The sequence below is a fragment of the Chryseobacterium sp. ISL-6 genome (assembly GCF_018613715.1).
GTDB lineage: Bacteria > Bacteroidota > Bacteroidia > Flavobacteriales > Weeksellaceae > Chryseobacterium > Chryseobacterium paludis.
Map to the genome: position 1 here is coordinate 669,992 of NZ_JAGGPT010000006.1, position 17,130 is coordinate 687,121.

Genomic DNA, 17,130 nt, shown 5'->3' on the forward strand with positions numbered 1-17,130 from the left:
AACTTTTAGTGCTTTTTTAAAAATACCTGATCAGAATTGATTTATAACATTTCCAGAGGTATTTTTCAATCTGTCACTACGATTTATTTCATGTATTACCATTATTAATTTCATTTCTATCTGATGAAACATAAACTCATTTTGACAGCTCTGCTGTCTATATCACTGCTGTCCTGTGCCCAGGAAGCTCCTAAGGTTAAGCATAGTAAAAGCATGGATACTCCTAAAGAGAATCTTAAAAATGTAAAAGTTGTGAATGCCGAAGATCCTGTCTGTCATATGAAGACCGCCGATTATTTAAAGTTTACAGCAACCTATAAAAATAAGGTGTATGGTTTTTGCAGTGCTTCCTGTAAAAACGAGTTCAATAAAAATCCTGAAAAATATGTCCAGAAATAAAACAACAGCCAAAAGTGCGAAAAGCAAGATTGTAATTCCTATTGCCATCATTGCATTGATCTTCCTGGGTGTAGGTTTTGGAATGAGCTATTTTAAAAAGAATCTTTATACCGTAATGAAGGTTCCTGATTTTGAACTTACCGACCAGAATAATAAAAAGATCAGCCATAAAGATATGCTCGGGAAAGTATATCTCGTAGAATTTTTCTTTAGTAAATGTCCAACTATTTGTCCCGTGATGAATAGCAATATGAAGGCTATTGAAGAACAGATCAACAGTCCTGAATTTGGCATTATTTCTATTAGCATAGATCCGGAGAATGATACTCCAGAAGCTTTAAAACAACATGCTGAAAGACTAGGCGTAAAATCTCCAGACTGGCACTTTTTAACGGGCGACAGAACCTATATTGGAAGTCTTGCCGATAAATTCAATATCTATGTAGGGGATAAAGAAGATGAAGGGGAAAGTCTTAACCACAGTGGGATGATTGCTCTTGTGGATCAGGAAGGAAATATCCGATGCCGGTATAACAAAGACAATATGCCTGTTCTTTACTACTCCGGACTAAACTACAAAGATCCCGAGGGAAAAGAAACGCAGCTTACAGGGAAATACCATCCTGACAGGGAAAAGCTGATTGAAGATATTAAAAAGTTATTACATTAATAGGTTAAACCATAAATACAAAACATTATGAAGGTTATGAAAATAGCTGCATTAAGTGCAGTTTTCGCGGCGCAATTTGCTTTTGCTCAGTTTAAGCAAACACCACTATCTTACGCTTACAATGCGTTAGAAGGGTCAATTGATGCACAGACAATGGAAATTCATTATACAAAACATGCTGCTGGTTATGTGAGTAATCTGAACAAGGCTATTGCCGGAACTCCGCAGGAGAAAGAAACTTTGTTTCAAATTCTTTCTAAGGTTTCGACACTGAGTCCTGCTATCAGAAATAATGCCGGCGGACATTTTAACCATGAGCTTTTCTGGACGATGTTAACGCCTGTGAAAAACACCCAGCCATCGGCTAAATTATTAAAAGCAATTACTGAGACTTTTGGCAGTCTTGATGCTTTTAAAGAGAAAATAGGTAAAGCAGGTGCTGAGCGTTTCGGCTCCGGATGGGCTTGGCTTTCTGTTGATAAAAATGGGAAACTATTCGTTTCTTCAACGCCTAACCAGGACAATCCTTTAATGGATGTTGTAGAGGAAAAAGGAACTCCTGTTTTAGGGATTGATGTTTGGGAACATGCTTATTACTTAAAATACCAGAATAAGAGAGCTGATTATCTGGCTGCTATCTGGAACGTGCTGAACTGGAAAGAAGTAAGTACGAGATATGAAAATGCGATAAGCAAGAAATAATTCATGAACTATATTTGCAGCATATTCCTTACTTTTTATATGGTGTTCAGGCCTCTGATCCCCATCATGGAATATGCTGTAAATTATAATTATATCGTTGAAACACTTTGTATCAATAAAGATAAACCAGAACTTAACTGTAATGGTATATGTTATTTAAGCAAAGAACTGGCTAAAACCAATGATACAGAATCAACGCCTTTATCTAAGGGAAAAACTTCCGGACAAAAGATTCTCGATATTTATATCCTTCCGGAAATTACAGAAATAAAAAACACAGATCAAATATATCGGATCAATTTCAATTTTATCTATCAAAAGAATTATTCTTTTCTTTTTCTAAAACTAATTTTCCGGCCGCCGGTTTTTTAAGTTGTCTGTATATTTTTAACCACAAATTTTAATCTGAGTTCAGGACAAAAGTGACTGACGTAAGACCGAATGTTTTTCGAAATACAGGAGGTGACCCTGCGAACGTAGTTCAGAAGAGAAATGTACCGGGATCTTTTCGTAAGACTTCACTGTTACTCAATCATCCTTAACCTGGGTTAATAATAAGACCTTCCCTTTAAGATGCAAAAGTATCTGGAGCTGTTGTGGCTTTTGTGGTCAAAAAAATGAATGTTTTTTAACATTCAAATTATATTCTATTTAAACAAATACAACTTAAAAAAATCAACAATGAAAATTTATAAATTTTTATCATTATTCTTTATTGCCTTTACCCTATTTGCAGTTTCTTCATGTCAAAACAATGACGATGATGATCATCCACAGGATACAACACCAGGAAATCTTCAGATCAAATTTGAAAATGGTTTTAATAACCTGGGTGGAATTGTTCTCAATCAGACTACACAAACTTCTTCGAGTGGACAAAAACATCAGTTTTCAACTTTAAAATATATTGTAAGCAATATCAGTTTAATAGATGAAAACGGAAAAGAATTTAAATACAATGAAAACAATCCCGATAAAGGGGCTTTTATCATTGACCAGGCGGATGCAGTGGCTGGAATTGTCTATGTAAATCTTACCGGAGTTCCGAAAAATAACTACAAAAAAGTGAAATTCGGATTGGGAATTAGTCAGAATGCTTATTTACTTGGAATGGATGGGCAGGCAGAATTCTGGAATAGAGCAAAGGCGAAAGGAATGTCATGGTCCTGGGCTGCAGGATATGTTTTTGTAAAACTGGAAGGTAAATATGGAAGCAATACAGCGGATAAAGAGTTTATGAACCACACCGGAAATATGGGGAATGTGACGGCTAATAATACACCGGATTTATACAGGGAAATTACTTTAGATCTTCCTACCACAGCAAGAGTTACCAATAAAATAAGACCGTCTATTCATATTCTTGCGGATCTTAATCAGTATTTAAGTGGAAATACACCGCTTACATTAACTACTGCCAATGACATGATGATGGGATCAAGCCCACATTTGGTAAACGTAACCAACAATCTAACGAAGATGTTTTCTGTAAATCATGTCCATAATGATGAAGATTAGGGGTTTATTAAAAGTGGTGTTAATAGGTATTGGCTTTTTTAATATCGTATCATGTTCAGATGAGGTGATTGAGCCTTTAGAAAAAGATGAAGCTTATGCTCTTCAGTTTCCTGCTTATTTTCCTGAAATGAGTTTCGATCAGGCTGGAAATCCTGTTACCAGAAATGGAGTGGAGCTGGGACGGAAATTATTCTATGAAGGGAGGCTTTCACGTAATAATACGATTTCATGTGGTTTTTGTCATATTCAGGAAAATGCTTTTACCCACCACGGACATAATGTAAGCCATGGAGTGGATGACAGGATAGGAATACGAAATGCGCCGCCTATTCAAAATATGGCATTTTTAAAAAGATACATGTGGGACGGAGTGATCCATAACCTTAATGAGCAGCCAATTATTCCAATTACTGATGCTAATGAGATGGATAGCTCTATGCCGGAAGTAATTTCTAAATTAAATTTAGATGACAAGTACAAAAAGCTCTTTAAAGCAGCTTATGGTGATGAAAATATTACCGGGGAAAGGGTACTGAAAGCTTTATCTCAGTTTATGGTCACCATGATTTCTGCAGATTCAAAGTATGATCGCTATAAACAGGGAAAAGAAACGCTGACATCAGCTGAATCGCAGGGAATGGCTTTGTTTCAGCAGAAATGTGCTTCCTGTCACAGCGGAGAACTGTTTACAGATGAAAGTTTCCGGAATACCGGAATGTACTATAATACTCAGTTTAAAGATGCTGGCCGCTACCGGGTGACATCAGATCAAGTGGATTGGATGAAATTTCGGGTGCCTGGTCTGAGGAATGTAGAATATACAGCGCCGTATATGCATGATGGGCGGTTTTATACGTTGGATGCCGTTCTCAATTTTTATTCGGATAATGTAGAGGACAATCCTAATCTTGATCCACAGTTAAAACAAAACGGGCATATTGGAATTGCGATAAACAGTACAGAAAAACAATCCATCATTGCTTTCCTGAAAACGTTATCTGACAAGAATTTTATAACCAATCCAAAATTCTCGGAATAAATTTTAATTCAACATGAAAAACATAATTATAACACTATTTAGCCTGTTGATATTTCCAATAGCTCAGGCTAAGCCAGTTAAAGACAGCCTTTATATTCCCGAAAATAGTTTTAGTTCAATGGTATTTTTGGATGATGATTGTGATGCCTGTGGTTGTGCTGCCGGCAATGGTTCATCAGGCTTTGAGTCTTTACTGAATCCACAGTTTATCGGGATAAAATATTTTGCTCAGCATTATAAAGCAAAAGAGAATCTTTTTGTAAAAGATCTGACGCAGGATCAGTATTTCAATACCATTCAATTGTGGGGAAAAGTTCCCATTACAAAGAAATTAAGTGTTTATGGAAGTCTTCCTTTTCAATTCCATGAGAAAAAGACCATGCAGGGTGATATTAAAATCAATGGACTTGGTGATCTTAATCTTATGGGAATCTATCAGCTGATCAGTTCTAAAGATTCCTCACACCAATTAAACGGTGGATTGGGGGTAAAAGTTCCGCTGGGGAAATTTGATGAAAAAGGTATTACGGGAGTTAATCCAAGTTTTCAGCTGGGAACAGGGAGCTGGGATTATCAGATGGTTCTGAATTATAAATATCAAAAAAATAAAGTAGCCCTGATTGTTAATACAGATTATACCGTTAAAACTGAAAACAGGAAATATTATCAGTTTGGTAACCAGTGGAATTATGCAGCAACAGGATTCTATCAGATCCATGCGGATAAAAAGGTGATCTTTTCAGGGAAAGTTGGGCTGCAGGGTGAAGTTTATGACCGGAATAAGCAGTTTGATGAAGCCTTACCGGATACTGCCGGAAGCGCATTATACGGAAAACTGGGTTTCGAACTTTCCTATAGCAAGTGGAGTCTCGGAAGTGAGGTGATGCTTCCCGCTTATACGAATCTTGCCGGTGGAAATATTGAAGCCAAATCCAGATTCAGTGTCTTTATCAACTTTGGAATTTGATGGTGATATAGATCGTAATGATATTTAAATGATGGTGGCTGAGGTATTCGAAGCCACCATTTTTTATAAAATGTCATCTGGGGATCTTAATAGATTTTTCACTCCGTTCTGAATGACAGGAGTAATATTTAAATTGATAAGACTGAGATTAAGAGAGCTTAGAGCTAATCAACAACAGTAGTTATTTTCTTTCTCCGAATTAAACAGATTTTTTTTCACGCAAAGATTTATAGCGATATTATATAATTTAAGTTAGCAAAGAATGGCTTCGCTATGAAGCTTGTTCCAGGAGAAAAATCAAAGATTTTTTTTGTTCTTTTTACGGAGCATTTTAGTACTTAAAATAAATTAAATGTTTAAAAAACTTTTGTGGTTTTATTATAAGAATGTTCTCGATACATTTTTCTTCTGAACTACGTTCGCAGGATTACATCCCGTATTACGAAAAACACTCCTTTAGATTAGCAAAGTGATCAACAAGTAAATTTACTATAAAGAGAAAAGTGTTTAAATAAACTATTATACAATCGAGCTGACGGTAAATTGAATATCTCTCTGTAAATCAACCCGAAATATTCTACGTCACTTCGAGTAGATTTTGAAGAAATCGTATTGAGAAGTTTCTACTTTGAAAACAAATATTTTATTTAAATACGATCGTACTAAGGTCTTTACAGAAATTAAAACTTATGTGTACTTATTATAGAGCATATATTAACTTGAAAAACGAAAGTGTTTAAAAACTTTTGTGCCTTTTGTGGTTAAAAAAAAGCATCCTGTTACAGAATGCTTTTTCAGTATGTCGGTTAATACGGAAGCCTTATTGGCCCGGTTCGTTTTTCTTTTTTAGGCTGATCATTTCTTCTTTTAGCAGGCTGATATAATCCTGTAGATTTTTAATGATTTCTATACTTAGATCATTGGTGAAGTTCGAAACATTATCACCGGAAAAATTAGTATTGACAGAAGATACCTGACTATCATTAAATACCTGATTTTCTATAATAATGGTCGCTTCATCCTCTTCGTAGATGTCTTCAAGTGGAACATCCAGAAAGCCTGCTATTTTCTCCCATTCAGCTCTTATGATCTTAACATTGCCGCTTTCCTTTCTGCTGTAGTTGGATACATCTGTTGCAAGCAGATCAGCGATCTCCTGTTGGGTATGGCCTCTTTTCTTTCTTAGGGCACGTAATTTTTCTTTTTGCATCTCAGATATTTTTACAAATGTGCAAAAAAAAAATTTAACTTATGTAGAAAAAATAGACTTCCTGAGGATCATGTGATCGGGTTTAATTTAGCAAAAAGATGTTTCGCTATTGAAGTTTATAGAATCAGAGATTTTTTTAAAAAACTTCTGTGTTCTTCTTATGCATTATTTCAGCACTTAAAATAGATTAAATGTTTAAAAAACTTTGAGGTTAAGGAGAAATGGTAAGGTATCTTTCTTTGCGGTTTTAAATCTGCTTTTTTACCTGAAGAGCAAACTTGTCAGATTTCTCCAGGCAATGTATTTCTACGAACAAATTTTACCAGGTAGTCAGAATGATTCTAATTCATACTGCTCTATTGAAAAAAATCTAAAATATTTTCTCTGGTACTATATCAATTATTTTTAATATATCAATATAATGTACTGCAAATCAGTTATGTATAGCATATTAATAGCTGATTAAATGTTTCCTGTTGATCAGGCAAACATCTAATTTTGCGGACTTAAAACACAAACAAAATGAAAGAAAATCTTCAGAAGAAGGTCAGTTGCTTCGTTGCAATACTGACCCTCTTACTCTTGATATTTCCGACCGGGCTTAAAGCTCAGGAATCGCAAAATTGGATGGCAAATACTACTACTCCCTATGCCTTTTCTGCATCGTCGGGAAGTTTTACATATCTTACGGGAGGCACAGGGGTAAGCAGTATTCAGGTTGATACCGGATTTAGCGGAGCATTGCCTATCGGTTTTAGTTTTAAATTTGGCTGTAAGGATTATACCCAGGTATATGCCAGTTCTGATGGAACATTGTCATTTGAAGGTGGAAGCCCTTATAGTTCTAATAATAATGAGCCTTTATCCTGGAAAAGATTTTTAGCTCCCTTTTGGGCTGATTTGGATGGTCGTTTGGGGAAAGCCAGCTATGCTACTTCCGGTACCGCTCCCAACAGGGTTTTTACCATGGAATGGAGAGACTGGAAACGGTATGGTTCTGGTTTTTACGATAAAAATATTTCTTTTCAGGTAAAACTTTATGAAGAGACTAACGAAATAAAATATATTTATAAACAGGAATTTGCATCAGGTAGCCCAAGTGGTTTGAGTATAGGTCTTTTCTATGGCTCTGATAGTAGCCATAAGAGATGGCTAAATAATGCTTCATCATCTCCTACGGCCTCATCGACTCAATCTTCAGATCTCAATAGACCAGCCACAAACCAGGTGTATGCTTTTACACCGGGCGATAATAATTGTACTATAGTTTGTTCTGGACGAACTACACTTAATAACAGTGGTGGTACAAAAGGCACAGACGGACTTCGTGTTATTATGACTGGTGCCGGGAATATCCAGATTGTAAGAAATGGAACGGGACAGATTTATAAAAGTGATGACAGATTAGACAGCGGAACTTCCAGTCCTTATTCAGTGCCTGGTACTACGCATGGTCTTATACTGGGAATAGGGGGTACTCAATATACGACCGGTACATTGAAAGCCTCTTCAGGGTTTACGGATGGAGGTCGCCTTACAATTGTTTCAAATACGTGTCAGGAGGATACAGGTCCGGATGCCGATGGAATTGAACGTAATAAGATACGCCTCAGGGCCACTAAAAATGGGCGGGATTATTTTCTGAATGTATATTATTATTACAGAAGTCCTGAAACATTTATGACGGTAGATTATGAAGTAGAGATCCCTGTTGGTAACACAGAGTTGGTAAAAGTAGCACATGGCTGGGATACTTACCTTAATGGGGGGGACAGTGGTCCGGGATTTGTAACCGGCCAGGCTCCCTATTATACGATGGGTGTACAAAAGCAAGGCTCTTACGAGGCCTTCCAGTATGTTTCAGGAACCCCATGGAGTGGATATTATTCGGCGAACTATTTTGCCTTGAATAGTAATTTAGATAATGATTTAGCTTATAAAAATGTAATTAATTCGAATCCTAATACCGATAATGGAATGGGAATATCTCTTAATTTCGGTAAAGATTCAGGTACTTATAACAGTATCAATAAAGTGATCTTTAAGTGTAATGCAGAAACGAGGCCGGTTCTTAGGCAGACTTCTGTTCCTTGCGGAAGTGGATCTATTAATCTGAACAGCTTTGTAGTGCCTTTAAATCCTAATCCCCATAACCTGATCCTGATGTGGCGAGACAGTACGGGAGCTGAAGTAGCTAACCCTACCAGCGTAAGCAAGGCAGGAGTGTATACGGTTACTTATAGAGATACGGTAAATAGCTGTGATTCACCTCCAAGTACATTCACTATTACAGGAGTATGCGTGGTAACTACCTGTACGAAGCCAGCTTCTACGGCGACTCCTACCGCTTTTACAAAGATGGGTATGTCAGGGTACAGTTCTTTGCAAAAGGATTGGCCGGCTAAGATTCCTAATGGTTTTATCGCACTGGAGTCAGGCTTCAACGGGCTGGTAATTACTAGAACAGTTCCCGGTAAGATCACCGATCCTGTAGCAGGAATGCTGATCTATGACACCTCTAAAAACTGTTTCAGTTTATACAACGGAACCTCATGGAAATGTATTGAAAAATCGTGTAATGACTAATCGGTCTGCAGAAAGATCAATCAACAAAAAAGCAGAATAATGAAAAATATAAACAATATAAGCAATATAAAGAAAACCTTATCTATAGTGGCATTGTGTATGGCAGGCATTGCCGGAGCTCAGGTGGGTGTAGAAACGGAAACGATAAGAGGGAGCGGTATCCTGGATTTTCCTACAGGAATAAACAAAGGGATCATCCTTCCGGTATTAACAGAGGCAAACTCCACTCCTTCTGCAGGAACGATACGAATGTATAACAAAGTGATACAGGGTGTTACCAGTTCGGGAGTGGTAAACTTCAGTGATCCCGGCGATACTGCTGCGGTTACTTTTAACACATCCACCCCACAGGCAGCCTCTGTAAACAGTGTGATCATAGGCGCTGCGACTTCTGCTGCTACAGGAGGGGCGTTGGTTCTGGAATCCGATACTAAAGCATTGATCCTTCCCCATGTCTCTAATGTAGAGACAATGCCAAGTCCATATCCGGGAACGATATGCTATGACGTAAGAAGTAAGACTTTTGCCATGTTTGATGGCAAAGTATGGAATTTTTGGAAATAATTTTTGTTCATTTTTGTGAGTGATTAGGAATAGTACAATATTCATAATCATGTATTTTTTTTAGCGAATCCTCTAGAGCGTTATGCTTTAGAGGATTTTTTTTAAGCTTCTGTGTTGTCTCCGGAATGTCTTTCCGACAAAGGAGGAATCTCTATAATCACAATCTAATGAATGAATGGTTAACGTAAATCTTAATCGGGATTCTTCACCCCACTTCCGAACTCCGTTCGCCGACTTACAGTCTGTGTTCAGAATGACACACAACATTCCGTTGCAATAGTAACGGAATGTTAGCTTATATGTGGTTGATTGTCATTTTGTTAGATTCCGTATTGTTTCTAAGCAGAATTTTCTATCTTTGCCGGATTCTGGTGAGCCATAAAAAGCTCTTAATAGGGAATCCGGTGTAAATCCGGAACAGACCCGCTGCTGTAAGCTCTACAAAAGTTTTTGAAGCATATATCCACTGTTTTTTTAATGGGAAGGATTTCAAAAATAGAGTAAGTCAGAAGACCTGCCGGAAAGATTAAAGTTTGATGCTTTCGTGGAATAAAGCTTAGGACAACAATGATTCTGTGCAGTTATAGCTGTACAATATCGTTGCTGCTTTCTTATATCCATTAGCATTAAAATTATTCTCAATGAGCTAATGGAACCAAAATTTACTTTTTATAAAACGAATAAAACGATTATCACAATTCTTGTGCTATTCGCTCAGCTTTTCTTTTCTCAGTCGAGGGATACTATTAAAGAACAGGTCATTGTTCCTGTACATATTCAGAAAAAGACCTTTAAAGAGATCCTTCCGGCACAGGTAATATCGGGAGAACAATTAGAGAGGCTTAACAGCCATTCCGTAGCAGATGCTCTCCGGTATTTTGCGGGGATTCAAATTAAGGACTATGGCGGGATCGGAGGTCTGAAAACCATCAATATCCGTAGCATGGGAAGCCAGCATGTTGGTGTTTTCTATGATGGTATCCAGTTGGGAAATGCTCAAAATGGGATTGTGGATTTAGGGCGGTTTTCTCTTGATGACCTTGAAGAAATCTCTCTTTATAACGGGCAGAAAAGTGAAATTTTTCAGCCTGCAAAAGATTTTGGTTCTTCGGGTTCCATTTATCTGCAGCCAAAAATCCCAACTTTTAAAGGAAATAAAAAAACCAATCTTGTCGTAAGATTTAAAAACAGTTCCATTGATTTATTTAATCCTTCATTTCGGTTAGAACAAAAAATATCTGAGAAAATATCGGCAAGCTTCAGCTCTGAATTTATACAAAGTGACGGAGTTTATAAATTTAGATATAGAAAGAAATATCCTGATGGAGAAATTGCCAATGATACAATTGCCAAAAGATTTGATTCTGATATTAAGTCAAAAAGGTTTGAAACAAGTCTTCATGGGGATTTAAAAGATGGAAACTGGAGTGTGAGAGGATATGGTTATTTGTCTGATCGTGGAATTCCGGCAGCGATTGTTAATAATCGGTTTGGTGCACGGGGACAAAGATTGCGGGATGAAAGCTACTTTGTTCAAGCCAGTTTAAGGAAAAAACTATTTCCAAAATTTGAAACACAGCTTAGAGCAAAATTTGCTTACGATTATACTTTTTATGCAGATACAGTTTCTACAGAAGCGGCTTTTCCTGTTCGCAACAGTTATATCCAGCGTGAAGTATATGTTTCTTCATCCAATATGTATTCTATAACATCCAACTGGGATATAAGTGCGAGTGTAGATTTTCAGTATAATAATCTGGATGCCAATTTGTTTAATTTTTCCTACCCTACCCGTTATACTACATTAATGGCTTTTGCGACGACTTACCAGTGGCGGCGGTTCAAATTTTTAGGAAGTGTTCTGGGTACTTTTGTAAGTGAAGAAGTTGAGAAAAATTCTAAATCTCCGGATAAAACAGAATGGACACCAGCGGCATTTCTGTCCTATCAGCCTTTTAATTCTAAGGAGATAACCATAAGAGCTTTTTACAAAAGAATTTTCAGGATGCCTACTTTCAATGATCTGTATTATACGGTAATTGGAAATGCTTTTCTAAAACCTGAATTTACAAATCAGTATAACGTAGGTTTTACCTATGGGAAATCCTATCATCATCAGATTTTAAAGGGTATTTATGCTACAGTAGATGGCTATTTCAATAAGGTGGAAGATAAAATTATTGCAGCTCCCACAGGAAACTTATTCCGATGGACAATGCTGAATCTCGGAAATGTAGAGATCCTGGGAACTGATGTTCACGTACAGGCTGATCTGAATTTTGGAAATGTAACCATAAGACCTCAGGTCAACTATACCTTTCAGCGGGCACGGGATTTTTCTGATCGAAGCGAAAGCTATTTCGGGGATCAGATTCCATATACTCCATGGCATAGTGGAAACTTTACGACAATGGCAGATTACAAAGACTGGAGTTTCAATTATAGTTTTGTTTATGTAGGGGAACGATATGACGGCCAGCAAAACAATATTCAATACAATTATATTCAGCCTTGGTATACTCACGATCTATCGGTGCAAAAAAAATTCAACTGGCAGACACATCAAATTAAAGCGAGCCTGGAGGTCAACAATATTTTCAATCAATACTATGATGTGGTACTGAATTACCCTATGCCTGGAAGAACTTTTAAACTAATTGTAAGTTTTACATTATGAGAAAATTAAACTTTTGCCTCCTGATCGGTCTGCTTCTTTTCTTCTTTTCTTGCAGAACAGATGAATATATTCCCCGTGAGCAAAAAGAGGAAGGTCTGGCACAGCCAGAAAATACGGCTATTAAAGGGTTTTATATTCTTAATGAGGGAAATATGGGAAGTAATAAATGTACGCTGGACTTTTTTGATTATACAACAGGAGTGTACCGACGTAATATTTATGGTGAAATCAATCCCAATGTCGTAAAGGAGTTGGGTGATGTTGGAAATGATATCCAGATCTATGGAAGCAAACTCTATGTGATTGTAAATGTTTCCAATAAAATTGAGGTATTAGATGCTAAAACAGCAAAGCGTATTAAAACAATTCAGTTACAGAATTGCAGATATATCAAATTTAAAGATGGAAAAGCGTATGCAAGCAGTTATGCCGGACCTGTTGATATCAATCCTAATGCTCCTAAAGGAAAGGTTGTAGAAATTGATACGGTTTCACTTTCCATTCAGAGACAGGTAACAGTGGGATATCAGCCTGAAGAAATGGAGATTGTAGGCAATCAGCTTTTTGTCGCTAACTCGGGAGGGTATATGGTTCCTAATTATGATAAAACGGTTTCGGTAATTGATCTCAATTCATTTACAGAAACCAGGAAATTGGATGTCGCAATTAATCTTCACCGTCTTAAAAAAGACAATTACGGCGATTTATATGTGAGCTCCAGAGGGGATTATTATAACATCCCTTCAAGTTTATATTTAGTGGATGCTGCAACAGGAGTGCTGAAAAAAGATTTTCATGTGGCAGTAAGCGAAATGACCATCGTTAATGACAAATTGTATTATTACGGGAATGAGTTTAATTACAATACCCACTCTTATTCTAAATCATTTGGCATTATTGATGTAAAAACCGAGCAGATCATTTCCAATAAAATTATTGACCAGGAATACGTAGATGGTATTAAAGCACCTTACGGAATAGCTGTAAATCCGATCACAGAAGATATTTACATTACAGACGCCCGGAATTATGTGTCTACAGGATTTGTCTACTGCTTTAATAAAAGTGGACATTTTAAATGGAAAACCGAGGGTGGAAATATACCGGCACACTTCACCTTTTTATACAAATAAACAGAATCTAAGATATGGACAGAAATATTTTTAAAATTTTAAAAACTGTACTGACGGTATTTCTATTGGTAGGAATGACCGCATGTAAAAGTGACAGAGATGAAGATTCACCATTTAATGGTTTAGAAGAATCTTATACGATCAACCGTTTCAACGTTCTGAATATTGCCGCGAATGTTTCAGGAAAAATGACATGGAGCATTAAAGACTCCATTATTTCTGAGGGCTCAGAGCTGGACTTTATCAGTCCCTATATTAAAACGTACCCTCTTACTTTAAAAATAGATCAGAACGGAAAGGTAAAAACGTATCAATCAACAATTATTGTCAATAAAGAACCCGGTTCTTACAGTAAATATGTTTCCAATGTATTGGATTTCCGTCCTGCTGTAGGACAATTTACCAACGAAATTCCTGAATATATGATTGGAGATACTTCCAGCAGTATGCTTCAAAAAGCCAGAGGATCTTTGGTGGGTTCCAATACCTCGATGATTAGTTTAGGTGGTTTTGGAGGATATGTAGTTTTAGGCTTTGATCATACCATACCAAATATGAATGGTCGGGATTTCAAAATCCTTGGAAATGCTTTCTGGGGGAATAATGCTAATGAACCTCGCTCAGGATCTTGTGAGCCTGGAATTATTATGGTCGCTTATGACAGAAATAAAAATGGGAAACCGGATGATAATGAATGGTATGAAATTGCTGGAAGCGAGTATTTTAAAAATACAACCGTTAAAAACTACAGTATTACTTATTTCAAACCTAATGAAAATAAGCCTCCTGTTCCTGGAAATGAACCCTGGCAGGCTGATATAGAATACATTAAATGGCAGGATAATCTTGGAAATACTGGTTTTAAGACAAAAAATGGATTTCATGATCACAGTTTTTATCCATTATGGATTCCCGATGCTTCTTATGGTTTCTCAGGAACAAAAATACAGAATAACTATTACGATCAGAGCGGAAACGGATCCTATTGGGTAGGGAAGTCTTTCGATTTCGGATATGCCGATAATGCTCCGAATAATGATGAAGCCTCCAATATAGATATTTCTTGGGCGGTCGATAAAAATGGAAAATATGTAAAACTTCCGGGGATTGATTTTGTAAAAGTACATACTGCTGTTAACCAGGAAGCTGGTTGGCTGGGAGAGGTTTCTACTGAAGTAGCCGGTGCTTATGATTTGTATATAAAATAAAAATTCAACAATAAATTTATTTAAAAATGAAAAAGATCTATCTTTTAACATTACTGTTATTTTTTGCATTTTTTACCAATGCACAGGTAACGGTTCAAGGGGTACCCCGAAATGATATTAAGCAGAATTCAAAGCAAAAGAATGAGCTTAAAACGACCACTACCGTCACTGATTTTTCTGATATTCAGTATTGGGTAGGGACAGGTTCTAAAAAGGCTGCTTTTGTAGTACAATGGAACGACGGTAAGAATCCTGATGCTTTAGTTTGGGGATTTAAATGGGATGGAAATGCTACAGGAGAAGATATGTTGAAAGCAATTGCTCAGACAGATCATCGTTTTTATTCTTTACTATACCAGGGGACAACTTTTGGAAGTGCAATCGGAGGACTTGGATTTGATCTGAATGGACAAGGGACTATTGGACTTTACAAGAGCGGAAACCTTACGTATCCATTATATCCGTTAAATGGGATTGTTAATACAACGGCATATGATTTTGATGACTATACATCAATAGATGGAGCGAATGATCATTGGAAGTCCGGATGGACTACCGGATATTGGTCTTACTGGGTGAAAAATCCTGCAGATGCAGCCTTTGGATATTCAAGTTTGGGAGCCAGCAGCCGTGTTTTAGAAGATGGTTCTTGGGATCTCTGGAATTTTTATCCGGGAATGGTTGATCAGCCTATTTCAACAACTCTGACTCCGGTGTCAGCTTATTCTTCACCAACAACATTTACAGATGGTTATTTTATGGTGAATGAAGATTGGTTTGGGCATACCAATGGTTCTGTAAATTTTATTAATAATAACGGACAGATTAACTACCGAGTGTACAGCAATGCAAATAACAATCAGTCTTTTGGAGCGACTACTCAATATGGTACCATTTATGGGGATAAATTTTATTTTATTTCTAAACAGGCTGCTGATGGAGGAGATACTCAATATACACCGGGCGGTAGACTTGTCATTGCGAATGCGACCACAATGCAGAAAATAGCTGGATTTAACACAATTGGTGGCGGTGATGGAAGATCATTCCTTGGAGTTAATGAACATAAAGGATACATAGGAACGACTACAGGGATTTTCTTATTTAATATTGATAATTTACAGGTTGGAAGCCTGGTTCCCGGAACTGGTGGAAAAGGGCAGATCGGAAATATGATCCGTACTTCACAATATGTATTTGCTGTAACACAAAATGGGGGTATCCTGGTTATTAATCCTAATACCAATGCCGTTGTTCAGACTATAGCTGGTGCATTCTATTCAATTGTGCAGGCGAAAGATGGAAGTGTATGGGGTATTCAGGAACAGAAATTAGTGAGCATTAATCCTACTACTTTTGCGACATTAGAATATGCAATTCCTACGACTAAGTATTTCGGTGACTGGGGAGCGTGGTATGCAGGAAGACTTACATACAGTACCCAGCAAAATGCTTTATACTGGATCAATTCTATCAATGCTTTTTCTTCAGGAGCGAAGATTGTGAAGTTTGATGTTACCTCTAAAGCATTTAATGAAAACTTTGCTGCAATTCCAGGACAGACCGGTACGTATAAGCAAATTCCTTATGGTGCTGCATTGCGTGTTAACCCAGTAACCGATGAGCTCATTCTAAATACGACAGAAAGTGGTTTTGGAGCGCATTATCAGAAAAACTGGATACATACATTCAGTAATACAGGAGCTCTTACAAATACTAAGACATTAAATGATTATTATTGGTTCCCTTCAGTGGCTGTATTCCCGGATAATAATGCTCCGGTTGTGAAAAGTACATTCCCATCTCAGACCACAGTGAACAGTACTACAACAATCGATTTAAAAACAGTAGTTTCAGATACGGATAATTTATCGATGGCTATTGTAAAATCCATAAAATCTAATAGCAATCCGGGTATTGTTACTGCTGTAATCAATACAAATGATGAGCTGGTTTTAACACCTCAGAGCACGGGAACGGCTACTGTTGTATTAAGCTTTAACTCTAATGGAAAAGTAGTTGAGAAATCCCTTACAGTAAATGCAAGTACTTCAACATTAGGAACCGCTGAAGTTAAAAAACTTGAATTAGGAATTTATCCTAATCCGGCTACAGACATCCTTAATATTAAAACACAGGATAAAGTGATGAACACTACTATTTTTGATATTTCAGGAAAAGTGATCAATGCTCCGTTCAATAATGGACAGATCAATGTAAGCACACTTACTAAAGGAATGTATATTCTAAAAGTGGTTACTGATAAAGCTGTATATCAACAGAAATTTATTAAGAATTAATTTCTGTAATGATTTTTTAATTTGATATTAACCTCTACCGCTATTGGTAGAGGTTTTTATTTTCAGGAAGATTCCTTTTAATACGTTGTCAGGCTTATTTGCAATTTATTTAGCGTACTGATTTTAATGGAATTCGATTGGGTGTAAAATAAATAAC

14 protein-coding genes and 1 riboswitch are annotated in these 17,130 nt (G+C 36.9%); of the genes, 13 read left to right on the top strand and 1 reads right to left on the bottom strand.

Going from position 1 to position 17,130, the window contains the following annotated elements:
• Window positions 1-123: 123 nt before the first annotated feature.
• From J7E44_RS13855 to J7E44_RS13885, 7 genes are all read left to right on the top strand, one after another.
• Window positions 124-399 (top strand): YHS domain-containing protein, encoded by a 276-nt coding sequence (locus J7E44_RS13855; protein ID WP_214830847.1) that lies wholly within the window; start codon window positions 124-126, stop codon window positions 397-399.
• Window positions 386-1,069 carry an SCO family protein gene (locus J7E44_RS13860; protein ID WP_502757509.1) on the top strand — a complete coding sequence of 228 codons (684 nt, stop codon included), beginning with the start codon at window positions 386-388 and terminating at the stop codon, window positions 1,067-1,069. Before J7E44_RS13855 ends, J7E44_RS13860 begins: the two co-directional genes overlap by 14 nt.
• 27 nt (window positions 1,070-1,096) lie before the next feature.
• The gene (locus tag J7E44_RS13865; protein WP_214830851.1) at window positions 1,097-1,771 is read left to right on the top strand and encodes a superoxide dismutase; all 675 of its coding nucleotides are present in this window, start codon (window positions 1,097-1,099) and stop codon (window positions 1,769-1,771) included.
• Window positions 1,772-1,774: 3 nt separating this feature from the next.
• Complete coding sequence (locus J7E44_RS13870; RefSeq protein ID WP_214830853.1) at window positions 1,775-2,143, top strand: hypothetical protein; 369 nt, start codon at window positions 1,775-1,777, stop codon at window positions 2,141-2,143.
• Between the two features lie 309 nt (window positions 2,144-2,452).
• Window positions 2,453-3,289, top strand: coding sequence for an MbnP family protein (locus J7E44_RS13875; RefSeq protein WP_214830856.1), 837 nt, complete (start codon window positions 2,453-2,455; stop codon window positions 3,287-3,289).
• Window positions 3,276-4,328 (top strand): cytochrome-c peroxidase, encoded by a 1,053-nt coding sequence (locus tag J7E44_RS13880; RefSeq protein WP_502757510.1) that lies wholly within the window; start codon window positions 3,276-3,278, stop codon window positions 4,326-4,328. The genes J7E44_RS13875 and J7E44_RS13880 overlap by 14 nt, the downstream gene beginning before the upstream one ends.
• Before the next feature lie 13 nt (window positions 4,329-4,341).
• Window positions 4,342-5,295: a transporter gene (locus J7E44_RS13885; RefSeq protein ID WP_214830858.1), complete on the top strand. Its 954-nt coding sequence runs from the start codon at window positions 4,342-4,344 to the stop codon at window positions 5,293-5,295.
• Between the two features lie 820 nt (window positions 5,296-6,115).
• Here the strand turns inward: J7E44_RS13885 and J7E44_RS13890 are convergent.
• Complete coding sequence (locus tag J7E44_RS13890; protein ID WP_214830860.1) at window positions 6,116-6,505, bottom strand: helix-turn-helix domain-containing protein; 390 nt, start codon at window positions 6,503-6,505, stop codon at window positions 6,116-6,118.
• 522 nt (window positions 6,506-7,027) lie between these two features.
• On the opposite strand from J7E44_RS13890, the gene J7E44_RS13895 reads away from it, so the two are divergent.
• From J7E44_RS13895 to J7E44_RS13920, 6 genes are all read left to right on the top strand, one after another.
• Window positions 7,028-9,091: an NIDO-like domain-containing protein gene (locus tag J7E44_RS13895; RefSeq protein ID WP_214830862.1), complete on the top strand. Its 2,064-nt coding sequence runs from the start codon at window positions 7,028-7,030 to the stop codon at window positions 9,089-9,091.
• A gap of 39 nt (window positions 9,092-9,130) precedes the next feature.
• Complete coding sequence (locus tag J7E44_RS13900) at window positions 9,131-9,655, top strand: hypothetical protein (RefSeq protein ID WP_214830864.1); 525 nt, start codon at window positions 9,131-9,133, stop codon at window positions 9,653-9,655.
• 352 nt (window positions 9,656-10,007) lie between these two features.
• Window positions 10,008-10,191: riboswitch (cobalamin riboswitch) on the top strand.
• 113 nt (window positions 10,192-10,304) lie between these two features.
• Window positions 10,305-12,332 carry a TonB-dependent receptor plug domain-containing protein gene (locus tag J7E44_RS13905; protein WP_214830866.1) on the top strand — a complete coding sequence of 676 codons (2,028 nt, stop codon included), beginning with the start codon at window positions 10,305-10,307 and terminating at the stop codon, window positions 12,330-12,332.
• A complete protein-coding gene (locus tag J7E44_RS13910) occupies window positions 12,329-13,465 on the top strand; it encodes a YncE family protein (protein WP_214830868.1) in 1,137 nt (378 codons plus the stop codon). The genes J7E44_RS13905 and J7E44_RS13910 overlap by 4 nt, the downstream gene beginning before the upstream one ends.
• A gap of 14 nt (window positions 13,466-13,479) precedes the next feature.
• Window positions 13,480-14,673: a cell surface protein gene (locus tag J7E44_RS13915; RefSeq protein WP_214830870.1), complete on the top strand. Its 1,194-nt coding sequence runs from the start codon at window positions 13,480-13,482 to the stop codon at window positions 14,671-14,673.
• 26 nt (window positions 14,674-14,699) lie between these two features.
• Window positions 14,700-16,973 carry a T9SS type A sorting domain-containing protein gene (locus J7E44_RS13920; protein WP_214830872.1) on the top strand — a complete coding sequence of 758 codons (2,274 nt, stop codon included), beginning with the start codon at window positions 14,700-14,702 and terminating at the stop codon, window positions 16,971-16,973.
• Window positions 16,974-17,130 lie beyond the last annotated feature (157 nt).

What these genes read in the sequence shown, in the direction of transcription:
- J7E44_RS13855 (WP_214830847.1), top strand. Translation starts at nt 124, where the DNA reads ATGAAACATAAACTCATTTTGACAGCTCTGCTGTCTATATCACTGCTG.
- J7E44_RS13905 (WP_214830866.1), top strand. Translation starts at nt 10,305, where the DNA reads ATGGAACCAAAATTTACTTTTTATAAAACGAATAAAACGATTATCACA.
- J7E44_RS13880 (WP_502757510.1), top strand. Translation starts at nt 3,276, where the DNA reads ATGATGAAGATTAGGGGTTTATTAAAAGTGGTGTTAATAGGTATTGGC.
- J7E44_RS13895 (WP_214830862.1), top strand. Translation starts at nt 7,028, where the DNA reads ATGAAAGAAAATCTTCAGAAGAAGGTCAGTTGCTTCGTTGCAATACTG.
- J7E44_RS13865 (WP_214830851.1), top strand. Translation starts at nt 1,097, where the DNA reads ATGAAGGTTATGAAAATAGCTGCATTAAGTGCAGTTTTCGCGGCGCAA.
- J7E44_RS13910 (WP_214830868.1), top strand. Translation starts at nt 12,329, where the DNA reads ATGAGAAAATTAAACTTTTGCCTCCTGATCGGTCTGCTTCTTTTCTTC.
- J7E44_RS13900 (WP_214830864.1), top strand. Translation starts at nt 9,131, where the DNA reads ATGAAAAATATAAACAATATAAGCAATATAAAGAAAACCTTATCTATA.
- J7E44_RS13920 (WP_214830872.1), top strand. Translation starts at nt 14,700, where the DNA reads ATGAAAAAGATCTATCTTTTAACATTACTGTTATTTTTTGCATTTTTT.
- J7E44_RS13860 (WP_502757509.1), top strand. Translation starts at nt 386, where the DNA reads ATGTCCAGAAATAAAACAACAGCCAAAAGTGCGAAAAGCAAGATTGTA.
- J7E44_RS13875 (WP_214830856.1), top strand. Translation starts at nt 2,453, where the DNA reads ATGAAAATTTATAAATTTTTATCATTATTCTTTATTGCCTTTACCCTA.
- J7E44_RS13870 (WP_214830853.1), top strand. Translation starts at nt 1,775, where the DNA reads ATGAACTATATTTGCAGCATATTCCTTACTTTTTATATGGTGTTCAGG.
- J7E44_RS13885 (WP_214830858.1), top strand. Translation starts at nt 4,342, where the DNA reads ATGAAAAACATAATTATAACACTATTTAGCCTGTTGATATTTCCAATA.
- J7E44_RS13890 (WP_214830860.1), bottom strand. Translation starts at nt 6,505, where the DNA reads ATGCAAAAAGAAAAATTACGTGCCCTAAGAAAGAAAAGAGGCCATACC.
- J7E44_RS13915 (WP_214830870.1), top strand. Translation starts at nt 13,480, where the DNA reads ATGGACAGAAATATTTTTAAAATTTTAAAAACTGTACTGACGGTATTT.